20 protein-coding genes and 1 pseudogene are annotated in these 24264 nt (G+C 63.8%); 13 read left to right on the top strand and 8 right to left on the bottom strand.

From position 1 onward, the window contains the following. Window positions 1–28: 28 nt before the first annotated feature. Together ACNFCJ_RS12020 and ACNFCJ_RS12015 are read right to left on the bottom strand one after the other, a co-directional pair. Window positions 29–730: a PolC-type DNA polymerase III gene (locus ACNFCJ_RS12020; protein ID WP_106733276.1), complete on the bottom strand. Its 702-nt coding sequence runs from the start codon at window positions 728–730 to the stop codon at window positions 29–31. After that, window positions 727–2658 (bottom strand): putative nucleotidyltransferase substrate binding domain-containing protein, encoded by a 1932-nt coding sequence (locus tag ACNFCJ_RS12015; RefSeq protein WP_416771540.1) that lies wholly within the window; start codon window positions 2656–2658, stop codon window positions 727–729. Before ACNFCJ_RS12015 ends, ACNFCJ_RS12020 begins: the two co-directional genes overlap by 4 nt. A gap of 165 nt (window positions 2659–2823) precedes the next feature. Between ACNFCJ_RS12015 and ACNFCJ_RS12010 the strand changes: the two genes are divergently transcribed. After that, entirely contained in the window at window positions 2824–4890 is a 2067-nt protein-coding gene (locus ACNFCJ_RS12010) for an LTA synthase family protein (RefSeq protein WP_416771538.1), read from the top strand. A gap of 121 nt (window positions 4891–5011) precedes the next feature. Here ACNFCJ_RS12010 and ACNFCJ_RS12005 read toward each other — a convergent pair whose 3' ends face one another. Then, window positions 5012–7189, bottom strand: coding sequence for a malate synthase G (locus tag ACNFCJ_RS12005; protein WP_416771536.1), 2178 nt, complete (start codon window positions 7187–7189; stop codon window positions 5012–5014). A gap of 303 nt (window positions 7190–7492) precedes the next feature. On the opposite strand from ACNFCJ_RS12005, the gene ACNFCJ_RS12000 reads away from it, so the two are divergent. Together ACNFCJ_RS12000 and ACNFCJ_RS11995 are read left to right on the top strand one after the other, a co-directional pair. After that, on the top strand, window positions 7493–7942 hold the full coding sequence (locus ACNFCJ_RS12000; RefSeq protein WP_416771535.1) for a GNAT family N-acetyltransferase: 450 nt from the start codon (window positions 7493–7495) through the stop codon (window positions 7940–7942). A gap of 36 nt (window positions 7943–7978) precedes the next feature. Then, on the top strand, window positions 7979–8497 hold the full coding sequence (locus tag ACNFCJ_RS11995; RefSeq protein WP_143505116.1) for a glycine cleavage system protein R: 519 nt from the start codon (window positions 7979–7981) through the stop codon (window positions 8495–8497). Window positions 8498–8809: 312 nt separating this feature from the next. Here ACNFCJ_RS11995 and rarD read toward each other — a convergent pair whose 3' ends face one another. From rarD to ACNFCJ_RS11970, 5 genes are all read right to left on the bottom strand, one after another. Then, a complete protein-coding gene (rarD, locus tag ACNFCJ_RS11990; RefSeq protein ID WP_125834829.1) occupies window positions 8810–9703 on the bottom strand; it encodes an EamA family transporter RarD in 894 nt (297 codons plus the stop codon). A gap of 218 nt (window positions 9704–9921) precedes the next feature. After that, the gene (locus tag ACNFCJ_RS11985) at window positions 9922–10896 is read right to left on the bottom strand and encodes a serine/threonine protein kinase (protein ID WP_416771534.1); all 975 of its coding nucleotides are present in this window, start codon (window positions 10894–10896) and stop codon (window positions 9922–9924) included. A gap of 98 nt (window positions 10897–10994) precedes the next feature. Then, window positions 10995–11759, bottom strand: a complete 765-nt coding sequence (locus ACNFCJ_RS11980; protein WP_416771533.1) for a TOBE domain-containing protein — start codon at window positions 11757–11759, stop codon at window positions 10995–10997. A gap of 61 nt (window positions 11760–11820) precedes the next feature. Continuing rightward, window positions 11821–12561, bottom strand: coding sequence for a ComF family protein (locus ACNFCJ_RS11975; RefSeq protein WP_416771531.1), 741 nt, complete (start codon window positions 12559–12561; stop codon window positions 11821–11823). A 43-nt stretch (window positions 12562–12604) separates the two neighbouring features. Continuing rightward, window positions 12605–12898 (bottom strand): hypothetical protein, encoded by a 294-nt coding sequence (locus tag ACNFCJ_RS11970; RefSeq protein ID WP_017675774.1) that lies wholly within the window; start codon window positions 12896–12898, stop codon window positions 12605–12607. 196 nt (window positions 12899–13094) lie between these two features. On the opposite strand from ACNFCJ_RS11970, the gene bioB reads away from it, so the two are divergent. From bioB to ACNFCJ_RS11920, 10 genes and pseudogenes are all read left to right on the top strand, one after another. After that, window positions 13095–14153: a biotin synthase BioB gene (gene bioB / locus ACNFCJ_RS11965; protein ID WP_179574668.1), complete on the top strand. Its 1059-nt coding sequence runs from the start codon at window positions 13095–13097 to the stop codon at window positions 14151–14153. Window positions 14154–14232: 79 nt separating this feature from the next. Beyond that, window positions 14233–15402: an 8-amino-7-oxononanoate synthase gene (gene bioF, locus ACNFCJ_RS11960; protein WP_416771529.1), complete on the top strand. Its 1170-nt coding sequence runs from the start codon at window positions 14233–14235 to the stop codon at window positions 15400–15402. Next, window positions 15395–16117, top strand: a complete 723-nt coding sequence (locus ACNFCJ_RS11955; RefSeq protein WP_416771528.1) for an alpha/beta fold hydrolase — start codon at window positions 15395–15397, stop codon at window positions 16115–16117. Before bioF ends, ACNFCJ_RS11955 begins: the two co-directional genes overlap by 8 nt. Before the next feature lie 7 nt (window positions 16118–16124). Then, window positions 16125–16955, top strand: a complete 831-nt coding sequence (gene bioC, locus ACNFCJ_RS11950; RefSeq protein ID WP_416771571.1) for a malonyl-ACP O-methyltransferase BioC — start codon at window positions 16125–16127, stop codon at window positions 16953–16955. Window positions 16956–17013: 58 nt separating this feature from the next. After that, window positions 17014–17700 (top strand): dethiobiotin synthase, encoded by a 687-nt coding sequence (gene bioD / locus ACNFCJ_RS11945; RefSeq protein WP_416771526.1) that lies wholly within the window; start codon window positions 17014–17016, stop codon window positions 17698–17700. A gap of 99 nt (window positions 17701–17799) precedes the next feature. Beyond that, a complete protein-coding gene (locus ACNFCJ_RS11940) occupies window positions 17800–18099 on the top strand; it encodes a hypothetical protein (RefSeq protein WP_416771525.1) in 300 nt (99 codons plus the stop codon). 54 nt (window positions 18100–18153) lie between these two features. Next, on the top strand, window positions 18154–18891 hold the full coding sequence (locus tag ACNFCJ_RS11935; RefSeq protein WP_416771524.1) for a putative metalloprotease CJM1_0395 family protein: 738 nt from the start codon (window positions 18154–18156) through the stop codon (window positions 18889–18891). A gap of 169 nt (window positions 18892–19060) precedes the next feature. After that, window positions 19061–20866, top strand: a complete 1806-nt coding sequence (locus tag ACNFCJ_RS11930) for a phenylacyl-CoA dehydrogenase (RefSeq protein ID WP_416771523.1) — start codon at window positions 19061–19063, stop codon at window positions 20864–20866. A 115-nt stretch (window positions 20867–20981) separates the two neighbouring features. After that, window positions 20982–22300 (top strand): annotated as a pseudogene (locus ACNFCJ_RS11925) (GGDEF domain-containing protein). A 165-nt stretch (window positions 22301–22465) separates the two neighbouring features. Beyond that, on the top strand, window positions 22466–24244 hold the full coding sequence (locus ACNFCJ_RS11920) for an acyl-CoA dehydrogenase C-terminal domain-containing protein (RefSeq protein ID WP_416771521.1): 1779 nt from the start codon (window positions 22466–22468) through the stop codon (window positions 24242–24244). The last annotated feature ends 20 nt before the right edge of the window (window positions 24245–24264 follow it).

The raw sequence follows: 24264 nt of genomic DNA, 5'->3' as shown, positions 1-24264 counted from the left end.
CCGCTGCTAGATGATTGGCAGCGTACGGCTACATGGCCTGCTGACGCCGCCGCCGGCTGGCCAGCTGGCGCTCCAGCTCGCAGAGACTGTCGATGCCCTGGCGGCGCGCTTTGCTGAACAGCATCAGCGCCAGTTCGGCGGTGACCAGGGCGTCGGCGCTGGCGTTGTGGCGCTGGTGCACCTGCAGGCCGAATTCGGCGACCCAGTCGTCGAGCCCGCCCTGACGAATGCGCGCTTGCGGACACAGCAGCGGGGCGATTTCGGCGACATCGAAGAAATGGTGTTGCAGGCGATAGCCCAGGCTCTGGCGTAGTGCGCGCGCCAGCATGCGTTGGTCGAATTCGGCATGGAAGGCCAGCAGCGGGCTGCTGCCGACGAACTCCATGAAATCCAGCAGCGCCTCGCTCGGCTCGACGCCACGGGCCACTTCACTTGGGGCGATGCCGTGAATCAGGGTGCTGGCGCTGGCTTGGTGATCGGCGCGGTGCAGGGTGCATTCGAACTGTTCGGCGAAGTCGATGGCGCCGTTGTCGATCACCACCGCGCCGATGGCCAGCACCTGATCACGGCGCATGTTCAGGCCGGTGGTTTCCAGGTCGAGCACGACGAAGCGCTGCTGGTGCAGCGGACGGTCGTCGAACGCTGCCGGGGCGCTCAAGGCGTCGCGGCGTTGCAACTGCTGCTGGGTCAGGGCCGGACCGCGGCCGGTGAACCAGGTGAACTTGCTCATAACTGATACCTCATGGCCAGGCTGCTCTGCAGGCGCTGCGCCTGGCGGAACGACTCGCGCAGAATACGCCGGTCCAGGTGGTTGAGGTGGTCGGGGTCGACGCGGTTGGAGTAGGGTAGCTCGTCGCGTGCCTGCAACTGATGTTGCTGCATGCGCGTCTGCTGAATGAAGTGGTAGGCCTCTTCGTAGGCGGCGCCGTCCAGGGCCTCGATCACGCCCTTACTGATCAGCGCGCGCAGGCGCTCCAGGGTACCGACCGCACTGATGCCGTTGGCCAGCGCGAGCAAACGGGCGCCGTCGACGAAGGGGGTGAGGCCCTGCACCTTGAGGTCGAGGGTGTCCTTGTCGGCGCCGGAGCGCGCCACCACGAAGTCGCGGAAGCGTCCGACCGGCGGGCGGTGGCGCAGGGCGTTCTCGGCCAGCATCTTCTGGAACAGGCTGTTGCTGGCGACGCGGCCGAGCAACTCTTCGCGCAGTTGTTCGCAGCCTTCGTCCGGCCCCCAGATGGTGCGCAGGTCGAAGTAGATCGACGAGCCCAGCAGATTCTCCGGCGTGGCTTCGAGAACGAAGCCAGCAAAGCGCCGTGACCATTCCTGGCGCGACAGGCATAGCTCGGGATTGCCGGCCATGATGTTGCCCTTGCACAGGGTGAAGCCGCACTGCGCCAGGCGCTGGTTGATCTCGCGGGCGATTGGCAGCAGGCGTTCGCGAATCGCCGCAGCCTCGCTGGCGTTTTCCGCCTCGAAGAGGATGCCGTTGTCTTGGTCGGTGTGCAGGGTTTGTTCGCGGCGGCCTTCGCTGCCGAAGCACAGCCACGTGAAGGGGATGCCCGGATCGTCCATTTCCTCGAGGGTCAGCTCGATGACCCGGCATACGGTGTGGTCGTTGAGCAGGGTGACGATATGGGTGATCTGCGTCGAGCTGGCGCCATGCGCGAGCATGCGGTCGACCAGCAGGCGGATGTCGCTGCGCAGCCCGGCCAGGGTTTCGACTTTGCCGGCGTGGCGGATGGTGCGCGCCAGGTGCACCAGGTCGACACGCTGCAGGCTGAACAGGTCGCGCTCGGAAATCACCCCGCAGAGCTTTTCATGCTCCACCAGGCAGACGTGGGCGATGTGCCGCTCGGTCATGGCGATGGCGGCATCGAAGGCGCTGGCATCCGGCGCCAGATGAAACGGATTGGGTGTCATCAGATTGTCGATGGGCTGGGCCAGGTCGACGCCATCGGCGACCACCCGGCGCAGGTCGCGCAGGGTGAAGATGCCCAGCGGTTTGTCGGCCGGATCGAGCACCACGATGCTGCCCACGTGCAGCTCGTGCATCAGCCGCACAGCATCGCGAACCGGCGTGTCGGGCGCGCAGCCGATGGGTTGGCGCATGGCCAGTTCGCCCAGACGGGTGTCCAGCGAGTATTGCGCGCCGAGGGTTTCCACCGCGCGCAGCTGTACCTGCTGGTTGACCTGATCGAGCAGGCTGCTGACCCCGCGCAGGGCGAAGTCGCGCAGCGGGTTGGAAACGGCGAACAGCTTGATGAAGGCGTGTTTGGCCAACAGCAGGCAGAAGGTGTCCTCGGCGGCCAGGTGCTCGGTGCGCGTGGCGCGTTCGCCGATCAGCGCCGCCAGGGGGAAGCACTCGCCGGCGGTGATCTCGAAGGTGGTTTCCGTACCACGCCGGGCGCTGTGTGGGCGCTCACCGTGCACGCGGCCCTGTTTGACGATGTAGAAGTGCTCGACCGGGCCATCGCTGGGTTTGATGATCGAGTCACCTTCGGCATAGAAGCGCAGCTGGCAGTGCTCGACCAGATACGCCAGGTGAGCGGTGTCCATCTGGTTAAAAGGCGGGAACTTGTGCAGGAACTCCATGGTGCCGTGGATGTTCTGAAGCACCGCAGTCTTGCCCGCATCGGCCATTGCGTCGGCCTTGCTCATGGGCTTGCGCCTCGCAGTTTCGGGATGTTCTCAGTGTGGCTCTGGCCCGCCGGGTTGCCCATTGCACCTAAGTAGGGTGCAGGCAGCGCCGTTTTGACGAAATTTTGACTGGTGCCCAGGCAGACTGCTCCCGCCCACGTATTCCGTAAAGAGCAAGGCATATCCATGCAGTCATCCGTACCAGCTGCCCACAAGGCGGCGCAGGTCAGTGTTGGTAGTCACCTGGCGTTCATCCTCGGCAGCGCGCTGTGCATGCTGCTGCTCTTCGCCCTGGCTCGCCTGGGGCTTCTGGCCTACAACCACGCGCTGATCGCCGATACGCCGGCCAGCACCTTCGTCGACGCCTTTATCAATGGCGCGCGTTTCGACCTGCGCCTGATCGTCTATTTGTGCGTGCCGTTGAGCCTGTCGCTGCTCAGCGTCACGGCGATGCGTGCACGGCGTCTGCACGTTGCCTGGCTGACGTTCGCCACCAGCCTGTGCCTGTTCTTCGCCGTGGTCGAGCTGAACTTCTACCGCGAATTTCACCAGCGCCTGAACAGCCTGGTGTTCCAGTACATGCAGGAAGACCTGGGCACCGTTACCAGCATGATCTGGAACGGTTTCCCGGTGCTGCGCCTGCTGCTGGCCTGGGCCCTGGCGACGCTGCTGCTGGCCTGGCTGTTCCGCCGTATCGAGCGCGCCACGCGCGCGCGCGGGCATGCTGCGCCGCCGCGCTGGCCGGCTCGCACCGCCGTGTTCGTAATGTTCCTGCTGGTCTGCGTGGTCGCTGCCCGTGGCACCCTGCGCTCCGGCCCGCCGCTGCGTTGGGGCGACGCCTATACCACCGATTCGATGTTCGCCAATCACCTGGGCCTTAATGGCACCCTGACTCTGGTCGACGCCGCCGAGAACTTCTTCTCCGATCACCGCGACAACAGCTGGAAGGCCACCCTGCCGGCTGACGAAGCACAGCAGATCACCCGCGACCTGCTATTGACCCCGCGCGATGAGCTGATCGACCCTGACCAGGCCGCCGTGCGCCGCGTTTACACGCCGCCAGCCGAAGGTCAGCTGCCGCAGGTGCGCAACGTGGTAGTGATCCTCATGGAGAGCATGGCCGGACGCTACATCGGCGCCATGGGCAATCAGGACGGCATCACTCCGCACTTCGATGCGCTGGCCAAGGAGGGCCTGTTGTTCCAGCGCGTGTTCTCCAACGGCACCCATACCCACCAGGGCATGTTCGCCACCATGGCCTGCTTCCCCAACCTGCCGGCGTTCGAATACCTGATGCGCATGCCGGAAGGCAGCCACCAGTTCTCCGGCCTGCCGCAGTTGCTCAGTGCTCGTGGCTATGACGACGTTTATGTCTACAACGGCAGCTTCGCCTGGGATAACCAGTCCGGCTTCTTCGCTAACCAGGGCATGCGCAACTTCGTCGGTCGCGACGATTTCGTCGACCCGGTGCTCATCGATCCGACCTGGGGCGTGTCCGACCAGGACATGTTCAGCCGCGGTGCCGACGAACTGACCAAGCTCGGCAGCCAGGGCAAGCCGTTCTATGCACTGCTGCAGACGCTGTCCAACCACACGCCTTACGCGCTGCCGGAAGACCTGCCGGTCGAGCGCGTCACCGGCCACGGTTCACTGGACGAACACCTGACTGCCATGCGCTACGCCGACTGGGCGCTCGGCCAGTTCTTCGCCAAGGCGCGCCAGGAGCCCTATTTCAAGCACACCCTATTCGTGATCCTGGGTGACCATGGTTTCGGCAACGACGAGCAGATTACCGAGATGGATCTGTCGCGCTTCAGCATTCCGCTGCTGCTGATCGGCCCTGGCGTGCAGGACACCTTCGGCAGCAGCCGCGACACCGTTGGCAGCCAGATCGACGTGGTGCCGACCATCATGGGCCGCCTCGGTCAGCCAGTGCAGCAGCAATGCTGGGGCCGCGATCTGCTGGCGCTGCCTGAGGGTGATGCCGGTGTGGCGGTGATCAAACCGTCCGGGAGCGACCAGACCGTGGGTTTGGTGACCGGTGACAACATCCTGGTCAAACCGCGTGATCGTGATGCGCGCCTGTATCGCTACCAGCTTGGCCACGAGGCCAGGGCCGAGGTGATCGATGACGCGCAGCGGCGCAGCGATCTGGAGCGCAGGCTGTCGGCCTTCGTGCAGACAGCGACAGCCAGTCTGCTGGGCAACACCACCGGCGTGACGGCGGACAAGGCGGCGCAGGCCACGCGCTAGTTGTATGTCGCGGCTAAAGCCCCTCCCACAACGTTCAGCCCCCGTGGGAGGGGCTTCAGCCGCGACTGCCCAATAAAAAACCGCCCCGGAGGGCGGTTTATTCATTCGCGCAGCGTTCGCATCACAGACCGTTCTTGGCCTTGAATTCGCGACGGCGGCGGTGCAGCACCGGCTCGGTGTAGCCGTTGGGCTGCTTGGTGCCTTCGATCACCAGCTCCAGCGCGGCCTGGAAGGCGACGTTGTTGTCGAAGTCCGGGGCCATCGGGCGATACAGCGGGTCGTTGGCGTTCTGGCGATCCACCACCGGCGCCATGCGCTTGAGGCTTTCGACCACCTGCGCTTCGCTGACGATGCCGTGACGCAGCCAGTTGGCCAGCAGCTGGCTGGAGATGCGCAGGGTGGCGCGGTCTTCCATCAGGCCAACGTCGTTGATGTCCGGCACCTTGGAGCAGCCGACGCCCTGGTCGATCCAGCGCACCACGTAGCCGAGGATGCCTTGCGAGTTGTTATCCAGCTCGTTGCGGATTTCTTCTTCTGACCAGTTGGTGTCCTTGGCCAGCGGAATAGTCAGGATGTCGTCGACCGAAGCCGGTGCGCGCTTGGCCAGTTCGGCCTGACGGGCGAACACGTCGACCTTGTGGTAATGCAGCGCGTGCAGGGCAGCGGCGGTCGGCGACGGAACCCAGGCGGTGTTGGCACCGGACAGCGGGTGCGCGACTTTCTGCTCGAGCATGGCGGCCATCAGGTCCGGCATGGCCCACATGCCCTTGCCGATCTGTGCGCGGCCTTGCAGGCCGGTGGCCAGGCCGACGTCGACGTTGTTGTTCTCGTAGGCAGCGATCCAGGTCTCGCTCTTCATGGCGGCCTTGCGCACCACCGCGCCAGCTTCCATGGAGGTGTGGATCTCGTCACCGGTACGGTCGAGGAAGCCGGTGTTGATGAACACCACGCGCTCGCTGGCAGCCTTGATGCACGCCTTGAGGTTGACGGTGGTGCGGCGCTCTTCGTCCATGATGCCGACTTTCAGGGTGTTGCGGGCCAGGCCCAGCACATCCTCGACGCGGGCGAAGATTTCGCTGGTGAAGGCGACTTCTTCCGGGCCGTGCATCTTCGGTTTGACGATGTACACGCTGCCGGTGCGGGTGTTCTTGCGGCTGGTGTTGCCGATCAGGTTGTGCACCGCGATCAGGCTGGTGAACAGCGCGTCCTGGATGCCTTCCGGGATCTCGTTGCCTGCGGCGTCGAGGATGGCCGGGTTGGTCATCAGGTGGCCGACGTTACGCACGAACAGCAGCGAACGGCCATGCAGGGTCAGCTCGGAGCCGTCCGGCTTGGTGTAGACGCGATCCGGGTTCATGGTGCGGGTGAAGGTCTTGCCGCCCTTGGACACTTCCTCGGCCAGGTCGCCTTTCATCAGGCCCAGCCAGTTCTTGTAGACCACCACCTTGTCGTCGGCATCGACGGCCGCGACGGAGTCTTCGCAGTCCATGATGGTGGTCAGCGCGGCTTCCATCAGCACGTCTTTCACGCCGGCGGCGTCGGTGCTGCCGATGGGGCTGGAGGCATCGATCTGGATTTCGAAATGCAGGCCGTTGTGCTTGAGCAGCACGGCGATCGGTGCGCTGGCCTCGCCCTGGAAGCCAACCAGCTGCGCGTCGTCACGCAGGCCGCTGTTGCTGCCGCCCTTGAGGGCAACGACCAGCTTGCCGTCGACGATGGCATAACCGGTGGAGTCGACGTGCGAGCCGGCAGCCAGCGGTGCGGCTTCGTCGAGGAAGGCGCGGGCGAAGGCGATGACCTTGTCGCCGCGCACCTTGTTGTAGCCCTTGCCCTTGTCGGCGCCGCCTTCTTCGCTGATCACGTCGGTGCCGTACAGCGCATCGTACAGCGAGCCCCAGCGGGCGTTTGAGGCGTTCAGGGCGAAGCGCGCGTTCATCACCGGCACCACCAGCTGCGGGCCTGCCAGGCGGGCGATTTCTTCGTCGACGTTGGTGGTGGTGGCCTGGAAGTCTTCCGGCTCCGGCAGCAGATAGCCGATTTCCTGGAGGAAGGCCTTGTAGGCGGCCGCGTCATGAGCCTGACCCTTGCGCGCCTGGTGCCAGGCGTCGATCTGCGCCTGCAGTTCGTCGCGCTTGGCCAGCAAGGCGTGGTTCTTCGGCGCCAGGTCCTTGATGACCGCAGCGGCACCGGCCCAGAACTGGTCGGCAGCGATGCCGGTACCGGGAATGGCTTCGTTGTTCACGAAGTCGTACAGGGCTTTGGCGACCTGCAGGCCGCCGACTTGAACGCGTTCAGTCATCACTTGCCTCACTCTCTCTGAGCTCTACTCAATAGCCGCTTTGGAGACGGGTTTTCCGTCTTGTAGTCCAAAGCGCGGCATACTACATCAAGATCCTGGGTAAATGCAGCGGGGTAGCGTCAGTCTGCGACCAAAAGACTATTTATGGTCACATTTAGTGCGTCGTGCGTGCAAAAAAGTGCGCTATTGTTCCACAAAATAAGCAAAATCGTACACGATTAATTGAGTTGGCTGCTGACAAGTGCGCCGATATGGCCTACGCCACCTCGCCTATACTGCCTTTCAGTCATTCCGGAGCCTGCCATGACGGTATCCGCTGTTGTTGCTGCCGACCTTGTTGATCTCACCCGTCTGTTCGTCGGCTACCTGCGCTTTTACCAAGTTCCGCGAGACGCGGCGGAAGTTGCCAGCTTTCTTGGTCAGCGCCTGCAGCGCGGTGATTCGCAATTGTTCATCGCCCGCGACGCGGAGGGCGCGGCGCAGGGCTTCGTGCAGCTTTATCCCTTTCAGTCCTCGTTGGCGCTGGAACCGGCCTGGTTGCTCAGCGATCTGTATGTCGACGAACGCGCCCGCCGCTCGGGTGTGGGCGAGGCATTGATGAATGCCGCCCGCGCACATGCCGAGGCGACCGGCGCCTGCGGTCTGCAACTGGAAACGGCGAAGACCAACCTGGCCGGCCAGAGCCTTTACGAGCGGCTTGGCTACGTGCGTGACGAACAGTTCTTCACCTATTGGTTGTCGCTGTGCGGCTAACCTTTTCGACCCCTGTGTGAACGAGTGAGGTAGTACATGGATCATCTGGTACTGACGGTGATTGCCGAGGACCAACCCGGCTTGGTCGAGCGCTTGGCGGGTTGTGTCGCGACCCATGGCGGCAACTGGCTGGAGAGCCGCATGGCGCGCATGGCCGGGCAGTTCGCCGGGATCGTGCGGGTGGATGTACCGGCCGAGGCCCACGGCGGCCTGATCAAGGCGCTCGAAGCCCTCAGCGCGCAAGGCATTCGCGTGCAACTGGCGGCCAGCGGCAGCGAGCCAGGCGGGCGCTTCACCGCGATTCGCCTGGAACTGGTGGGTAACGACCGGCCCGGTATCGTCCGCGATATCACCCGTGTACTGGCCGAGCAGGGCGTCAATTTGGAGAGCCTGTTGACCGAGGTGGCGCCAGCGCCGATGAGCGGCGAGTTGCTGTTCACCGCCGAAGCGCTGCTGGCCGTGCCGGAGACGCTGGCGCTGGAGCAATTGCAGGCACGCCTGGAAACCCTGGCCGATGACCTGATGGTGGAGCTGAACCTGCGCGCTGAGGATTGATATCCACGGTATGCGTGGATCAGCCTGTGGATAAACTGGGGAGCCCCGGCGCACTGTCTAGTGTACCGGGGCTTTTCATTGTCTGGCTAAAAATTCAACAGGATCAATAGCTTGTGCACAAAGGCCGGGGATGGAGCTGTGGATAAACCGGGGATGAAAGGCGCCGCGCCAGGGCTGGCGAGGCTTGGCGCTGGGTGGATGTTTTCTGTTCAGCGAGTGCTAGCAGGAAAGCCGGTGCACACGGCTTAGGCGGCCCCGCGACACCTTGCGGCTTCCGCGACCCGCGTAGGGTGCGCTGTGCGCACCAGCCGTTTACTGTGTCGAGCGCTTGCGCAGGTTAAGCCAGATATCCAGGCTATACACAAAAAGCCCTGCCCAGATGCAGGCGAAGGCCAGCAGGGTACTTGGCGAGAAGTGCTCATCGAACAGCAAGATGGCTTGCAGCAGTACCAGGGTTGGAGCCAGGTATTGCAGGAAGCCCAGCGTGGTGTAAGGCAGATGCCGCGCCGCGGCGTTGAAGCACACCAGCGGCACCAGAGTGATCGGCCCGGCGGCGGCCAGCCACAGTGCTTCGCTACTGGTCCAGAAGCTGGCCTGGCTGCTCATCGCTGTAGGGTGCAAAACCAGCCAGGCCAACGCTACCGGCACCAGCAACCAGGTTTCCACCACCAATCCGGGCAGTGCCGCCACAGGCGCCTGTTTGCGGATCAATCCATAGAAGCCGAAGGTCAGCGCCAGCACCAGCGATACCCAGGGCAGGCTGCCGACCTGCCACAGTTGTTGCAGCACGCCTATCGCGGCCAGGGCCACGGCCAGCCACTGCAGGCGGCGCAGGCGCTCACCGAGAATCAGCAGACCGAGCAATACGTTGATCAGAGGGTTGATGTAGTAGCCCAGGCTGGCCTCGATCATGCGGTCGTTGTTCACCGCCCACACGTATACCAGCCAGTTGGTCGCGATCAGCAGGCCGCAGCCGGCCAGCACCGCCAGACGTTTGGGGTTGTCACGCAGCTCGCGCCACCAGCCAGGGTGCTTCCAGACGAGCAGTAGCAGGCCGCCGAACAGCGCGGACCAGAGCACACGGTGCACGATGATTTCCATCGCCGGCACGCTTTGCAGGGCTTTGAAATAGAGAGGGAACAGGCCCCAGATGATGTAGGCGGTAAGGCCCAGAACGTACCCGCGTTGCGGGTTGGCGGTGGCCATCGAGAATCCTTGGTTAGGCAGCTAACGGTTGCCGCGAAATTCTAGCGCTCTGGCCTCTGCCTTGTCTGTCCGTTCAGCTTTTTATGTATAGCGAAACGCCGGCAAAGTCGTAAGGCAAACTTTACGCGGTGCGCGCAACTGTATCGGTGCGAGGACGTGGCGCGGTCGGTGCGTAGCCCGGATGCAATCCAGGAACTGCGCTCCCGGATTGCATCGGCTCAGAACAGTCGCAGCGGCTCTTCATCCAGTGCGGCCATCTGTTCGCGCAGGGCGAGAACCTGGTCGCCCCAGTAGCGCTCGCCGGCAAACCAGGGGAAGGCCAGGGGGAAGGCCGGGTCGTCCCAGCGCCGTGCGATCCAGGCGCTGTGATGCATCAGGCGCAGGGCGCGTAGGCCCTCGATCAGTGGCAGCTCGCGGGCGGCGAAATCATGGAACTCCTGATAGCCGTCGACCAGTTCGGCCAGCTGGCCGAGGCGTTCATGGCGCTCGCCGGCAAGCATCATCCACAGGTCCTGCACCGCCGGGCCCATGCGGCAGTCATCGAGGTCGACGACATGGAAGGCGTCGTCGCGGTGCAACAGGTTGCCTGGGTGGCAGTCGCCGTGCAGGCGAATCGGCGTGTAGTGCACACGGGCGAAGAGTTCATCCAGGCGGGTGAGCAGGTCGCGCGCTACCGACTCGTAGGCCGGCAGCAGGCTGCGCGGCACGAAGCCGCCGTCGAGCAGGGAGGCCAGGGCTGCATGGCCGAAGTTGTCCACCGCCAGGGTTTCGCGATGAGCGAAAGGACGGCTGGCGCCGATGGCATGCATGCGTCCGAGCAGCTGGCCAAGGCGGTACAGCTGGTCGAGGTTGCCCGGCTCCGGCGCGCGGCCGCCCCGGCGCGGGAACAGGGCGAAGCGAAAGCCGCCGTGCTCGAACAGTGTCTCGCCATCGCGCGCCAGTGGCGCCACCACCGGAACCTCGTGCTCGGCCAGCTCGGCGCTGAAACTGTGCTCCTCGCGGATCGCCGCATCGCTCCAGCGGTCCGGGCGATAGAACTTGGCGATCAGCGGCGTTTCGTCCTCGATACCGACTTGATAGACGCGGTTCTCGTAACTGTTGAGTGCCAATACGCGGGCGTCGCTGAGGTAGCCAAGGCTCTCCACGGCATCGAGCACCAGATCCGGGGTGAGGGTGGAAAAGGGATGGCTCATGAACGGCTCCGCGTGAGTGGGCGCCCAGTCTACCGGCTCGCGCTGAACCTAGGGCGGGTGTAACCCGCCGTTGACGTTATTAGCGAGCTGCAGCCGCCCTACAGTTGCGTACCGAGCAGCACCTGGCTGGCGGCGAACTGTGCGCGTACCTGGTCGCCGACGCGCAGTCCCAGTTCGGCCAGGCGAGCGGATTCGAGCAGGGCGCACAAGGTCTGACCATTAGGCAGGCTGATGCGCACATCGCTGGGGCCGTCGCTGGCCGGCAGAATCTGTTCGATACGGCCTTCAAGTGCATTGTGCTGTTCTGCTGGCGCTGCATCGAGTGGCTGCAGTTCCAGCCAGCCAGCCTTGATCAGGGCGACCACGCCGCTGCCTTCGCTCAGTTGCAGGTTCTCGGTGCTGTCATGGGTGATCTGCGCTTGCAGACTGCTGCCGCCGGGCAGTTCGATGTCGATCAGGTCGTTGTGGCCGTGGGCGTGAATCGCGCGCACGCGGCCGGTGAGCTGGTTGCGCGCACTGGTGCGCAGCATCAGGCGGCCGAGTAGCGCCAGGTCGGCGTCGTCACCGGCGGCCTGCAGCAGTTGCACCTGCAGCGCCTGCAGGCGTTGCTGCAGTGCCAGTAGACGCTCGCCTGCGGGTGTCAGGCGTGCACCGCCGCCGCCTTTGCCGCCGACATTGCGGCTGACCAGGGGCTGCTCCGACAGGTTGTTCAACTCGTCGATGGCGTCCCAGGCGGCCTTGTAGCTCAGCCCGGCGGCTTTGGCGGCGCGGGTGATGGAGCCTTGTTCGGCGATCTGCTCGAGCAGCGCCAGGCGTTTCGGGCGGCGGCTGAGCAATTGGGCGAGGGGATCGAGCTGCGACATGATTGAGGCGTGGTCAGGAAGGATGTCGGGCAAGGTGCGTGACTGCGCCTGGCGCGTCAAGTCAGGCGTCGCCCGGCCGTGGCGTGCGGGCCAGGCAATATACATCGACGCGCAGGGCGCCGGCGCGCCGCAGCAGGTGGGCGAGCCCGTCCGCCGTGGCGCCGGTGGTGAGCACGTCGTCAACCAGCGCCAGGTGAGTGCCAGCCACCTTGGCCTGCAGTTCCAGGCTGAAGGCCTGACGCAGATTACGCTTGCGTGTCGCGGCATCCAGCCCTTGCTGTGCGGGCGTATCGACACGGCGCTGGAGCCAGTCATGTTGCACCGGCAGGTGGAGGCTGGCGCCCAGCCAGTCGGCGAGCATCTGCGCCTGATTGAAGCCGCGTCGCCGGTGGCGCTTGCGGGCCAGTGGAACGGGCAACAGCGCCTGGGGGCGGGGCAGTCCTTCATCGAAGGCGTGGTGCAGGTGTTCGGCCAGCAGTTCGGCGAGCAGACGGCCGTACGGCCATTGTGCCTGATGCTTGAAGCGAGTGATCAGATTGTCGACGGGAAAGGCATAGCGCCAGGGCGCTTCCACACGGCTGAAACTTGGCGGCTTGTTCTGGCAGGCGCCGCAGATCATGCCGTGGGCCGGCAATGGCACCGCACAGATCTGGCAGTGCGCACCGAGCCAAGGCAACTCGGCCTCGCAAGCCGTGCAGACCGCGTGCGTGGGGTGATCGGTGGTTTCGTCGCAAAGCTGGCAATGGCGGCGCGGTCGCAGCCAGGGGAGGCGTTGCAGGAGGGTTGGGTCGAACGCTGGCATCGCAGCTCATCCATGAGCGGTAGTGCCTGAAGTGTAGTTCGCGTCAGCGGATGAGCCAGCCCATGACGATCAGGCCGAGAAACAGCCAGATCACCCCGCCTATGATCGAGCCGCGCAGCAGTGAACGAGCGCCGCTGAACAGGAACAGCAGGCCGATGATCAGCAGGATGATGCTGAATATCGACACGTCCATGCCAATGGCCCTGGCCATACCCTGGAGAAAGTCGTCGATGGCATCGGCCATGGCGCCTAGCACGCCGGACAACATATCGACGATGAAACGGATGGCGCGACCCAGCGCTTCGCCGAGCCCTTCGAAAAAACCTTCAACCTGCATGCAGAAAATCCTGTGGGAGGGGTAAGCATTTGGCCTTGTGCCATGACATAAGTTCTATTGGTTATTAATTGATCATATGTAAACCTGTGTCTTTATCGTGGTTGACAGCATCCAATCGCCACTTATGATGGCCAAAGCCTGAATGCCCCGTGTGGGCCTGACAACAGATGCCACCAAGCGTCGAAGGACTTCTCAGATGAGCGCAACCGCCGAAATCACCACCCGCCACGACTGGAGCCTCGCCGAGGTTCGCGCGCTGTTCGAGCAGCCTTTCAACGACCTGCTGTTCCAGGCGCAGAGCGTCCATCGCCAACACTTCGACCCGAACCGCGTGCAGGTCTCGACCCTGCTGTCGATCAAGACCGGCGCCTGCCCGGAAGACTGCAAGTACTGCCCGCAGTCCGGCCACTACAACACCGGCCTGGACAAGGAAAAGCTGATGGAAGTGCAGAAGGTGCTGGAGGCGGCCGCCGAGGCCAAGGCCATCGGTTCCACGCGCTTCTGCATGGGCGCGGCCTGGAAGCATCCGTCCGCCAAGGACATGCCTTACGTGCTGGAAATGGTGAAGGGCGTGAAGAAGCTCGGCTTGGAAACCTGCATGACCCTTGGTCGCCTCGATCAGGAGCAGACCCAGGCGCTGGCTGACGCAGGCCTGGACTACTACAACCACAACCTCGACACCTCGCCGGAGTTCTACGGCAGCATCATCACTACCCGCACCTACGGCGAGCGCCTGCAGACCCTGGCTTACGTGCGCGAGGCGGGGATGAAGATCTGCTCGGGCGGCATTCTCGGCATGGGTGAGTCGGTGGATGACCGCGCCGGGTTGCTGATCCAGCTGGCGAATCTGCCGGAGCACCCGGAAAGCGTGCCGATCAACATGCTGGTCAAGGTCAAGGGCACGCCGCTGGCCGAGGAGAAGGACGTCGACCCGTTCGACTTCATCCGCACTTTGGCTGTGGCGCGGATCATGATGCCGAAATCCCACGTGCGGCTGTCTGCCGGCCGCGAGGCGATGAACGAGCAGATGCAGGCCCTGGCCTTCATGGCCGGCGCCAACTCGATCTTCTACGGCGAGAAGCTGCTGACCACCGCCAATCCACAGGCGGACAAGGACATGGCCCTGTTCAAGCGCCTTGGCATCAAACCCGAAGAGCGCGAAGAGCATGCCGACGAGGTGCACCAGGCGGTCATCGAACAGGCGCTGGTCGAGCAGCGCGATTCCAAGCTTTTCTACAACGCCGCTTCGGCCTGATTCCTTTTATGTGGGAGCGAGCTCTGCTCGCGAATGACCTCCTGTCCTGGTTTTTCGCTCGCCACTACGGAAAACGTGCATGAGCTTCGATCTTGCTACGCGCCTGGCCGAGCGCCAGGCCGCCGATCTGTTCCGCCAGCGTCCGCTGCTGCAGACTCCGCAGGGCCCGCTGGTGGAGGCGGACGGTCGGCAGTTGCTAGCCTTCTGCTCCAATGACTATCTCGGCCTGGCCAATCATCCCGAGGTGATTCGCGCCCTGCAGCAGGGGGCTGAGCAATGGGGCGTCGGTGGCGGCGCCTCGCACCTGGTGATCGGCCACAGCACACCGCACCATGAGCTTGAAGAGGCGCTGGCCGCGTTCACCGGAAGGCCGCGTGCGCTGCTGTTCTCCACCGGTTATATGGCCAATCTGGCCGTGGTCACTGCGCTGGTGGGGCAGGGCGATAGCGTGCTGGAGGATCGCCTCAATCATGCCTCGCTGCTCGATGCCGGCCTGCTCTCGGGGGCGCGATTCTCCCGCTACCTGCACAACGACGCGGCAAGCCTGGCCAGTCGTCTGCACAAGGCCAGCGGCAACTGCCTGGTGGTGACCGATGGCGTGTTCAGCATGGACGGCGATCTGGCCGACCTTCCTGCATTGTGCGCCGAGGCGCGTGCCGCCCAGGCCTGGGTGATGGTCGACGATGCCCATGGCTTCGGCCCGCTGGGTGCGACGGGGGGCGGTATCGTCGAGCACTTCGGTCTGGGCCAGGATGACGTGCAGGTGCTGGTCGGTACCCTGGGCAAGGCCTTCGGTACGGCAGGGGCTTTCGTTGCCGGCAGTGAGGCACTGATCGAGACGCTGATCCAGTTCGCACGCCCCTACATCTACACCACCAGCCAGCCGCCGGCGGTGGCCTGCGCGACGCTGAAAAGCCTGGAACTGCTGCGCAGCGAACACTGGCGGCGCGAGCATCTGGCTCGCTTGATCGGGCGTTTTCGTCAGGGTGCCGCCGAGATTGGTTTGAGCCTGATGGACAGCCCGACGCCGATTCAACCGATTCTGGTCGGTGGCAGTGCTCGCGCCCTCAAGCTGTCTGCCCTGCTCAAGGATCGCGGCCTGCTGGTCGGCGCGATTCGCCCACCGACCGTACCGGCTGGCAGCGCCCGTTTGCGCGTGACCCTGTCCGCTGCGCACAGCGATGCACAGCTCGAACTGCTACTCGAGGCGCTGGCCGAGTGCTGGCCGCAGGTGCAGGCCGATGCGTGAGACGCTGATTCTATTGCCGGGCTGGGGCCTGGACGGCGCCTTGCTGCAACCGCTGGCGAAGGCGTTGGGTGGCGATATGCAGGTGCAGGTGCCGGCCTTGCCGCGCCTGAGCAGTGCGGCCGCTGCCGATTGGCTCGACGAGCTGGATACGCGTCTGCCGCATGATTGCTGGCTGGCCGGTTGGTCGCTTGGCGGCATGCTGGCCGCCGCCCTGGCTGCGCGTCGTGGCAAGCGTTGCCGTGGCTTGATCACCTTGGCCAGCAATGCCTGTTTCGTCGCCAGCGATACCTGGCCGACGGCCATGCCGGCAAAGACCTACGCAACCTTTTACGGGGGCTGTCAGGAGAACGCCGGCGCTACGCTCAAACGTTTTGCCATGCTCTGTGCCCAGGGTGGCGCCGACGCGCGCGGCCTGTCACGGCAGCTGCAAAGTCATCTGTCGGCCAGCGACGAGTCCGCTCTGCTGGCCGGGCTGCGCCTGCTGGCGAGCCTGGACAATCGCGCTGCGCTGGCGGCGTACAGCGGGCCGCAATTGCATCTGCTGGCCGAGCAGGATGCGCTGGTGCCAGCAGCGGCAGGCGATGCACTGCTGGCGCTGTTGCCAGCGGGTGAGGTGGACGTGCTGGAAGAATGCGGCCATGCCTTCGTGCGCGAGCAGGCAGATGCCCTGGCGACCTTGATGCTCGATTTCATCCGTGAGGCCAGTGATGTCTGAGCTGCGTATGGCGCCTCAGGAGTTCCCAGGTGCGCACGGCGTACCCTACGGAGATGTGGCGTTGCCGGACAAGCGTCAGGTCGCTGCGTCGTTTTCCCGTGCGGCAGCCAGTTACGACTCGGTGGCCGAGCTGCAGCGCAGTGTCGGCAACCAGCTGCTGGCGCATTTGCCTGCTTCGCTACAGCCGCATCGCTGGCTGGACCTGGGTAGTGGCACGGGCCATTTCACCCGCGCCCTGGCCGAACGTTATGCGCCGAGCGAGGGCCTGGCGGTGGATATCGCCGAGGGCATGCTGCGCCACGCCAGGCCTCAGGGCGGTGCTGCGTATTTCATTGCCGGCGATGCCGAAGCGCTACCACTGCAAAGCGCCAGCGTCGATCTGCTGTTCTCCAGCCTGGCGCTGCAATGGTGTGCCGATTTCACGCGCGTGCTGAGCGAAGCGCAGCGGGTGTTGCGTCCCGGTGGCGTGCTGGCGTTCTCCAGCCTGTGTGTCGGAACATTGCAGGAGCTGCGTGACAGCTGGCTGGCGGTCGACGGCCTGGTCCACGTCAACCGCTTCCGCCATTTCGAGGTCTATCAGCATATGTGCAAGGTCAGTGGCCTGCAGGTGCTGGCGCTGCAACGCGAGGCGCAGGTTCTGCACTTTCCTGATCTGCGCAGCCTGACCACCTCGCTCAAGGACCTCGGTGCGCACAATCTCAACCCGGGGCGTCCGGGTGGGCTGACGGGGCGCTCGCGCATTCGTGCATTGATCGAGGCTTACGAGCACTTCCGCCAGCCGCAGGGACTGCCGGCCACCTATCAGGTGGTGTACGGCGTGCTGCAGAAGTCTTCCTAGGCACGAACCTCGCTCGCCAACCCGCTTCGCGAGCAGAGCTCGCTCCCATGAGTATCAGATGACCCAAGCCTACTTCGTCACCGGCACGGATACCGAAATCGGCAAGACCACTATCGCCGCTGGCCTGCTCCATACGGCGCGTCTGCAGGGCCTGAGCACCGCAGCGGCCAAGCCGGTCGCTTCCGGTTGTGTGCGAACCGCCGATGGCCTGCGCAACGACGATGCGCTGGCCTTGCTCGCCCAATGTTCATTGCCGCTGCACTATGAAGAGGTCAACCCGGCGGCCTTCCAACCGGCCATTGCCCCGCATCTGGCGGCCCGTGAGGTAGGCGTCAAACTGGATGTCGCCAGCCTGCTGCCGCCGGTGCGGGCGATCCTGGGCAAGGGCGCGGATTTCTCGCTGGTGGAGGGCGCAGGCGGCTGGCGCGTACCGCTGGCCGGTGAGGAAAATCTGTCGGACCTGGCCGTGGCGTTGGGCATCCCGGTGATTCTGGTGGTGGGCGTACGCCTGGGCTGTATCAACCACGCGCTGCTGAGTGCAGAGGCGATCGAGCGTGATGGGCTGAAACTGGCTGGCTGGGTGGCCAATATCGTCGAGCCGAAGACCTCACGTCTGGAGGAAAATCTCGCCACCCTCACCGAGCGCCTGCCAGCGCCTTGCCTGGGGCGTGTGCCACACTTGGACAAGGCGACGGCCGCTGCGGTGGCGGAACACCTCAAACTGGAGTTGTTGGCTGACTGGTAATAAACAGCAAACTGATCATAGCCTTTTGCCTGTACGTTTTTTAGCCGATTTCTGCTTCAATGCCCGTTATCAGGTTCTACATCCCTCAGGGGGCTGCCGATGGAAATCTCCGCCAACGCATTCAATTCGGGTTTGAACGGTATTCAGGCCGGGCAACGCCGTGTCGAGCAGGCCGCCGGTGATATCGCCAGCAACACCATCAACCCGTCGCAGCAGGCTACTCAGACCCCACCGCAGAATCAGGCCAATCCGAGTTCGCAGGTATCCGAGCGTAACCGCCCTGACCTGACCGAAAGCCTCGTGGCGCTGCGTGTCGGTGAAAACGAAGTACGTGCCAATGCACGTGTCGTCGACACCGCCGACGAGGTGTTGGGCACCCTGATCGATACCCGCGCTTAAGTCGTCTCACCCCGGCTGCGCGGATGCGGCCAGCAGCGGGGCAGGAGGGCGATCATGCAGATTGGCAGCAGCCTGCCACCGTTTACTCCCGCGCCGTCCGTCAGTTCGGCAAGGCCTCTGTCGTCCGGCGTTTCCCCTGACATTGCCCGTGCCGACCAGGCACCTGTTGCGGCGCCGCAGGAGCAGCAAGCCGACTCCGCGGCATCTGGTCGAGAGGAAGCGGATCGCGAGGCCAACCCATCGAACCGCGCAGAAAAATCCGAGCCAAGCCCTCAGGAGCAGCGCCAGCAACAGCTGGAAATCGCCGACCTCGTGCAGCGTGATCGTGAGGTCCGTACCCACGAACAGGCTCATGCTGCCGTTGGCGGGCAATACGCGGGAGCACCGACCTACAGTTTCAAACGCGGCCCTGATGGGCAGCGTTACGCCGTTTCCGGTGAAGTCAGCATCGATACCGCTCCCATTCCCAATGACCCCGAAGCGACGCTACGCAAGATGGAAATCGTCCTGCGCGCAGCGCTCGCGCCCATCGAACCTTCCCCGCAGGACCTGCGTGTAGCTGCTCTGGCTCAGGCGCAGGCGGCGCAGGCGCGCGTCGAACTGGCCGAGCAGCGGCGAGAGGAAACCACCAACGCCGTCGAGCAGCGCAAGGCCCGTGAAGAAGCCAGACAAGCGGATGAGCAGCCCGCCGAGCAGTCGCAGCAGGCTTCACCGCCAGCGCCTAATCTTGATCTGTATCGGCGTCTGGGTGAGTTGCCAGCGTCGGAGCCTCGCATCGATCTGGTTGCGTAGCCGGCCGATTGGCAGCGCTTGACAAGGGGGTGGCGTAAACGTATGTTTCAAACGCCTGTTTGATTGCTTCGGCCGCAGCCTCGTGGCCAGGCAGCCGGGAGTGATCCCGAGAGCGACCGCCAAGACGGTCACCCCAACTACTAGGAATCCACCGCAGAGGTTTACCGTTATGCCTGACTACAAGGCCCCCTTGCGTGACATTCGTTTCGTTCGCGACGAACTGCTGGGTTATGAAGCGCACTACCAGAGCCTGCCTGGCTGCCAGGACGCCACTCCAGACATGGTCGACGCCATCCTCGAAGAAGGCGCCAAGTTCTGCGAGCAGGTTCTGGCTCCGCTGAACCGTGTGGGTGACATCGAGGGCTGCACCTGGAGCGAATCCGGTGTGAAAACCCCGACTGGCTTCAAAGAGGCCTATCAGCAGTTCGTTGAAGGCGGCTGGCCGAGCCTGGCCCATGACGTCGAGCATGGCGGCCAAGGTCTGCCTGAGTCGCTCGGTCTGGCTGTCAGCGAGATGGTCGGTTCGGCCAACTGGTCCTGGGGTATGTACCCGGGCCTCTCCCACGGCGCCATGAACACCCTGAGCGCTCACGGCACCGACGAGCAGAAGCACACCTACCTGACCAAACTGGTTTCCGGCGAGTGGACCGGCACCATGTGCCTGACCGAGCCGCATTGCGGTACCGACCTGGGCATGCTGCGCACCAAGGCCGAACCGCAGGCCGACGGCAGCTACAAAGTCTCCGGTACCAAGATCTTCATCTCCGCGGGTGAGCACGACATGGCCGAGAACATCGTCCATATCGTTCTGGCCCGTCTGCCCGATGCGCCGGCCGGTACCAAGGGTATCTCGCTGTTCATCGTGCCGAAGTTCCTGCCGAACGCCGAAGGCGGTGTAGGCGAGCGCAACGCCGTTTCCTGTGGCTCCATCGAGCACAAGATGGGCATCCACGGTAACGCCACCTGCGTGATGAACTTCGACGGCGCCACTGGCTACCTGATTGGCCCGGCCAACAAGGGCCTGAACTGCATGTTCACCTTCATGAACACCGCTCGCCTGGGTACCGCACTGCAAGGTCTGGCCCATGCCGAAGTCGGCTTCCAGGGTGGCATCAAGTACGCTCGCGAGCGTCTGCAGATGCGTTCGCTGACTGGCCCGAAAGCGCCGGAAAAAGCCGCTGACCCGATCATCGTGCACCCGGACGTACGCCGCATGCTGCTGACCATGAAGGCGTTCGCCGAAGGCAACCGCGCCATGGTCTACTTCACCGCCAAGCAGGTGGACATCGTTCAGCACAGCCAGGACGAAGAAGAGAAGAAAGCTGCCGACGAACTGCTGGCTTTCCTGACCCCGATTGCCAAGGCCTTCATGACCGAAGTGGGCTTCGAGTCCGCTTCTCACGGCATGCAGATCTATGGTGGCCACGGCTTCATCAGCGAGTGGGGCATGGAGCAGAACCTGCGTGACTGCCGCATCTCCATGATGTACGAAGGCACCACCGGCGTTCAGGCGCTGGACCTGCTGGGCCGCAAGGTGTTGATGACCCAGGGCGGTGCCCTGAAGAACTTCACCAAGATCGTGCACAAGTTCTGCCAGGCCAACGAAGGCAACGATTCCGTCAAGGAATTCGTCGAGCCGCTGGCCAAGCTGAACAAGGAGTGGGGCGACATCACCATGAAGATCGGCATGGCCGCGATGAAAGATCGCGAGGAAGTCGGTGCCGCTTCGGTGGACTACCTGATGTACTCCGGTTACGCCTGCCTGGCCTACTTCTGGGCTGACATGGCGCGTCTGGCTGCCGAGAAGCTGGCTGCCGGTACTGGCGACGAGGCTTTCTACAAAGCCAAGCTGCAGACCGCTCGCTTCTACTTCGCGCGCATCCTGCCGCGTACCCGCACGCATGTCGAAGCCATGCTGTCGGGCGCCAGCAACCTGATGGAGATGGAAGAAGAGCACTTCGCGCTCGGCTTCTAAGACCTGATCGGTTGAACCACAACGCCGCCCTTTGGGGCGGCGTTGTCGTTTTCGCACTTCGCATTGCAGCGAATGTCGCATCCTGTCGCTGTTTTCAGGAATCGAAGCAGGCAGAATGACTGCGTCTTCCGCCCGGGATGCCAGCGTGAACCGTCCGGCCAATCTGCGCCTCAGTCACTTCTTCTCGTCGCTGCCTTTGCTGGCCGGTGGGATAGTGGCTGCTCTGCTGCCAGTGCTGAGCGAGTTCTTCATCTCCCTGTTCAATGTATTGTCGACGCTGCTGTTGCTGCTCGGCGGCGCCTTCTGTCTGGTCTATGGCGTCAGCGCGAGGTGTTTCTGCTGCTGGCGCTGTATGTCGGCTACTTCCTGCTGGATATCCAGGTCGATCACTTCCCAGGCAATGGCCAAAGACGCGGCGATGCGGCGCTGGTCTTTCACCTGATCTACCTGTTGCTACCACTGCTCTATGCCCTCTACGGCTGCTGGGAGGAGCGCTCGCACCTGCTGCAGGACATGTTTGCCCGCGCCCTGATCTTGCTGGCAGTCAGCGCGGTGGCCTTTGGTTTGGCGCGCCGTTATCCGCAGGGTATTGCCGACTGGTTGGTTAAGATTCACTGGCCGTCGTTGCATGGCACCTGGATGAGCCTGGCGCAGTTGGTTTACGTGGCGTTCCTGGTCGCCTTCATCGCCCTGCTGGTTCAGTACCTGCGTCGGCCAAGGCCGTTGCACGCGGCGCAACTGATGGGGCTGTGCGGTTTGCTGTGGATGCTGCCGCAGGTGTTCATCCTGGCCAATGCGCTGCAGGTGATGATCTGCATGGTGATGCTCATGCTGGTCGCGGCGGTAGCACACGAGGCCTACCAGATGGCCTTTCGTGACGAGCTCACCGGGCTACCGGGGCGGCGCGCGCTCAACGAGCGTCTGCAGCGCCTGGGGCGTGATTATGTGATTGCCACGGTCGATGTCGATCACTTCAAGAAATTAAACGATACCCACGGCCATGATGTGGGGGATCAGGTGTTGCGTCTGGTCGCCAGCCAGATGCGCAAGGTCGGTGGCGGTGGCAAGGCCTACCGCTATGGCGGTGAGGAGTTCACCTTGCTGTTTCCTGGCAAGACCGTGGAGCAATGCATGCCGCATATGGAAGCGGTGCTTATAGGCATCGAGCAGTACCGCATGCAACTGCGCGACTCGCAAAGCCGCCCGCGCGATGATCGTGAAGGCAAGCAGCGCAGGGCCGGCAAGACCGCCAGCGAGGTATCGGTGACCGTGAGCATGGGCGTCGCCGAGCGTCAGACCGAGCAGCGCACTCCGCAGGAAGTGATCAAGGAAGCGGACAAGGCGTTGTACAGCGCCAAGGCCGCCGGGCGCAATTGCATCCGGAGCGCCGGTCAACGTCGCGGTGCTGTGAAGCTGGCTGCCGGGCGCGAATAGCGGCGCTGGCAGACGAGCGGTCAGCAGGTTTTTTTCTTCGCCCTTGGTCAATCAGATAGTTGGTGACCTTTTGTGAGTTTATAGTCACAAAAAGACCCTATGTGTCTATAAAGTTGTTCAAGTAAACTCGGTCCTCTCACGTAAGTCCGTTTTCGAGGATGTGTCATGGCCGATTACAAAGCCCCCCTGCGCGACATGCGCTTCGTGCTCAATGAAGTATTCGACGTCTCCACGCTCTGGGCAGAGCTGCCGGCCCTGGCCGAGGTGGTCGATGCCGAGACCGCCAGCGCCATCCTGGAAGAAGCTGGCAAAGTCACGGCGGGCAGCATCGCCCCGCTGAACCGCAGCGGTGACGAAGAAGGCTGCTCCTGGGACAGCGGCGCGGTGAAAACCCCGGCCGGCTTCCCCGAGGCCTACCAGACCTACGCCGAGGGCGGCTGGGTCGGCGTAGGCGGTTCGCCGGAGTTCGGCGGCATGGGCATGCCCAAAGTGATCGGCGCCCAAGTCGAGGAGATGGTCAACTCGGCCAACCTGTCCTTCGGCCTGTACCCGATGCTCACCGCCGGCGCCTGCCTGTCGATCCTCAACCACGCCAGCGAAGAGTTGAAGGCGCAGTACCTGCCGAACATGTACGCCGGCGTCTGGGCCGGTTCCATGTGCCTGACCGAGCCGCACGCCGGCACCGACCTGGGCATCATCCGCACCAAGGCCGAACCCCAGGCAGATGGCAGCTACAAGATCAGCGGCACCAAGATCTTCATCACCGGTGGCGAGCACGACCTGACCGAAAACATCATCCACCTGGTGCTGGCCAAGCTGCCTGACGCACCGGCGGGCCCGAAAGGCATTTCGCTGTTCCTGGTGCCCAAGGTCATGGTCAATGCCGACGGCACCCTCGGTGAGAAAAATGCGCTGGGCTGCGGCTCCATCGAACACAAGATGGGCATCAAGGCTTCGGCCACCTGCGTGATGAACTTCGACGGCGCCACCGGTTACCTGGTCGGCGAGGTGAACAAGGGCCTCAACGCCATGTTCACCATGATGAACTACGAGCGTCTGGGCGTTGGCATCCAGGGCCTGGCCCTGGGCGAGCGCAGCTACCAGAGCGCCGTCGAATACGCCCGCGAGCGCATCCAGAGCCGCGCACCGACCGGTCCGGTGGCCAAGGACAAAGCTGCCGACCCGATCATTGTGCACCCGGACGTGCGCCGAATGCTGCTGACCATGAAAGCGCTGAACGAGGGTGGTCGCGCCTTCTCCAGCTACGTCGCCATGCAGCTCGACACTGCCAAGTACAGCGAGGACAAGGACACCGCCAAGCGTGCCGACGAGCTGGTGGCGCTGCTGACCCCGGTGGCCAAGGCCTTCCTCACCGACATGGCGCTGGAAACCACCGTGCATGGCCAGCAGATCTTCGGCGGCCACGGCTTCATCCGCGAGTGGGGCCAGGAGCAGCTTGTTCGGGATTGCCGCATCACCCAGATCTACGAAGGCACCAACGGCATCCAGTCGCTGGACCTGATGGGGCGCAAGATCGTTGGCAGCGGCGGCAGCTTCTACAAGCACCTGGCCGACGAGATCAAGGCCTTCGTCGCTTCGGCCGATGCCAATCTCGACGAGTTCACCAAGCCGCTGGCGGCGGCCGTGCAGAACCTCGACGAGCTGACCGCTTGGGTACTGGACCGTGCCAAGGGCAACCCCAACGAGATCGGTGCGGCCTCGGTGGAGTACCTGCACGTGTTCGGCTACACCGCCTATGCCTATATGTGGGCGTTGATGGCTCGGGCAGCGTTGGGCAAGGAAGATCAGGACGATTTCTACGCCAGCAAGCTGGGTACCGCGCGCTTCTACTTCGCCCGCTTGCTGCCGCGCATTCACTCGCTGAGTGCGTCGGTCAAGGCTGGTAGCGAATCGCTGTACCTGCTGGATGCTGCGCAGTTCTGATCACGCTGCCGCGCACAAAT

It is taken from the genome of Pseudomonas sp. NY15364 (assembly GCF_048068235.1).
GTDB classification, from domain to species: domain Bacteria; phylum Pseudomonadota; class Gammaproteobacteria; order Pseudomonadales; family Pseudomonadaceae; genus Aquipseudomonas; species Aquipseudomonas mendocina_D.
The sequence above is the reverse complement of the archived record's forward strand: the minus strand, read 5'-3'. Positions and strand labels throughout refer to the sequence as shown.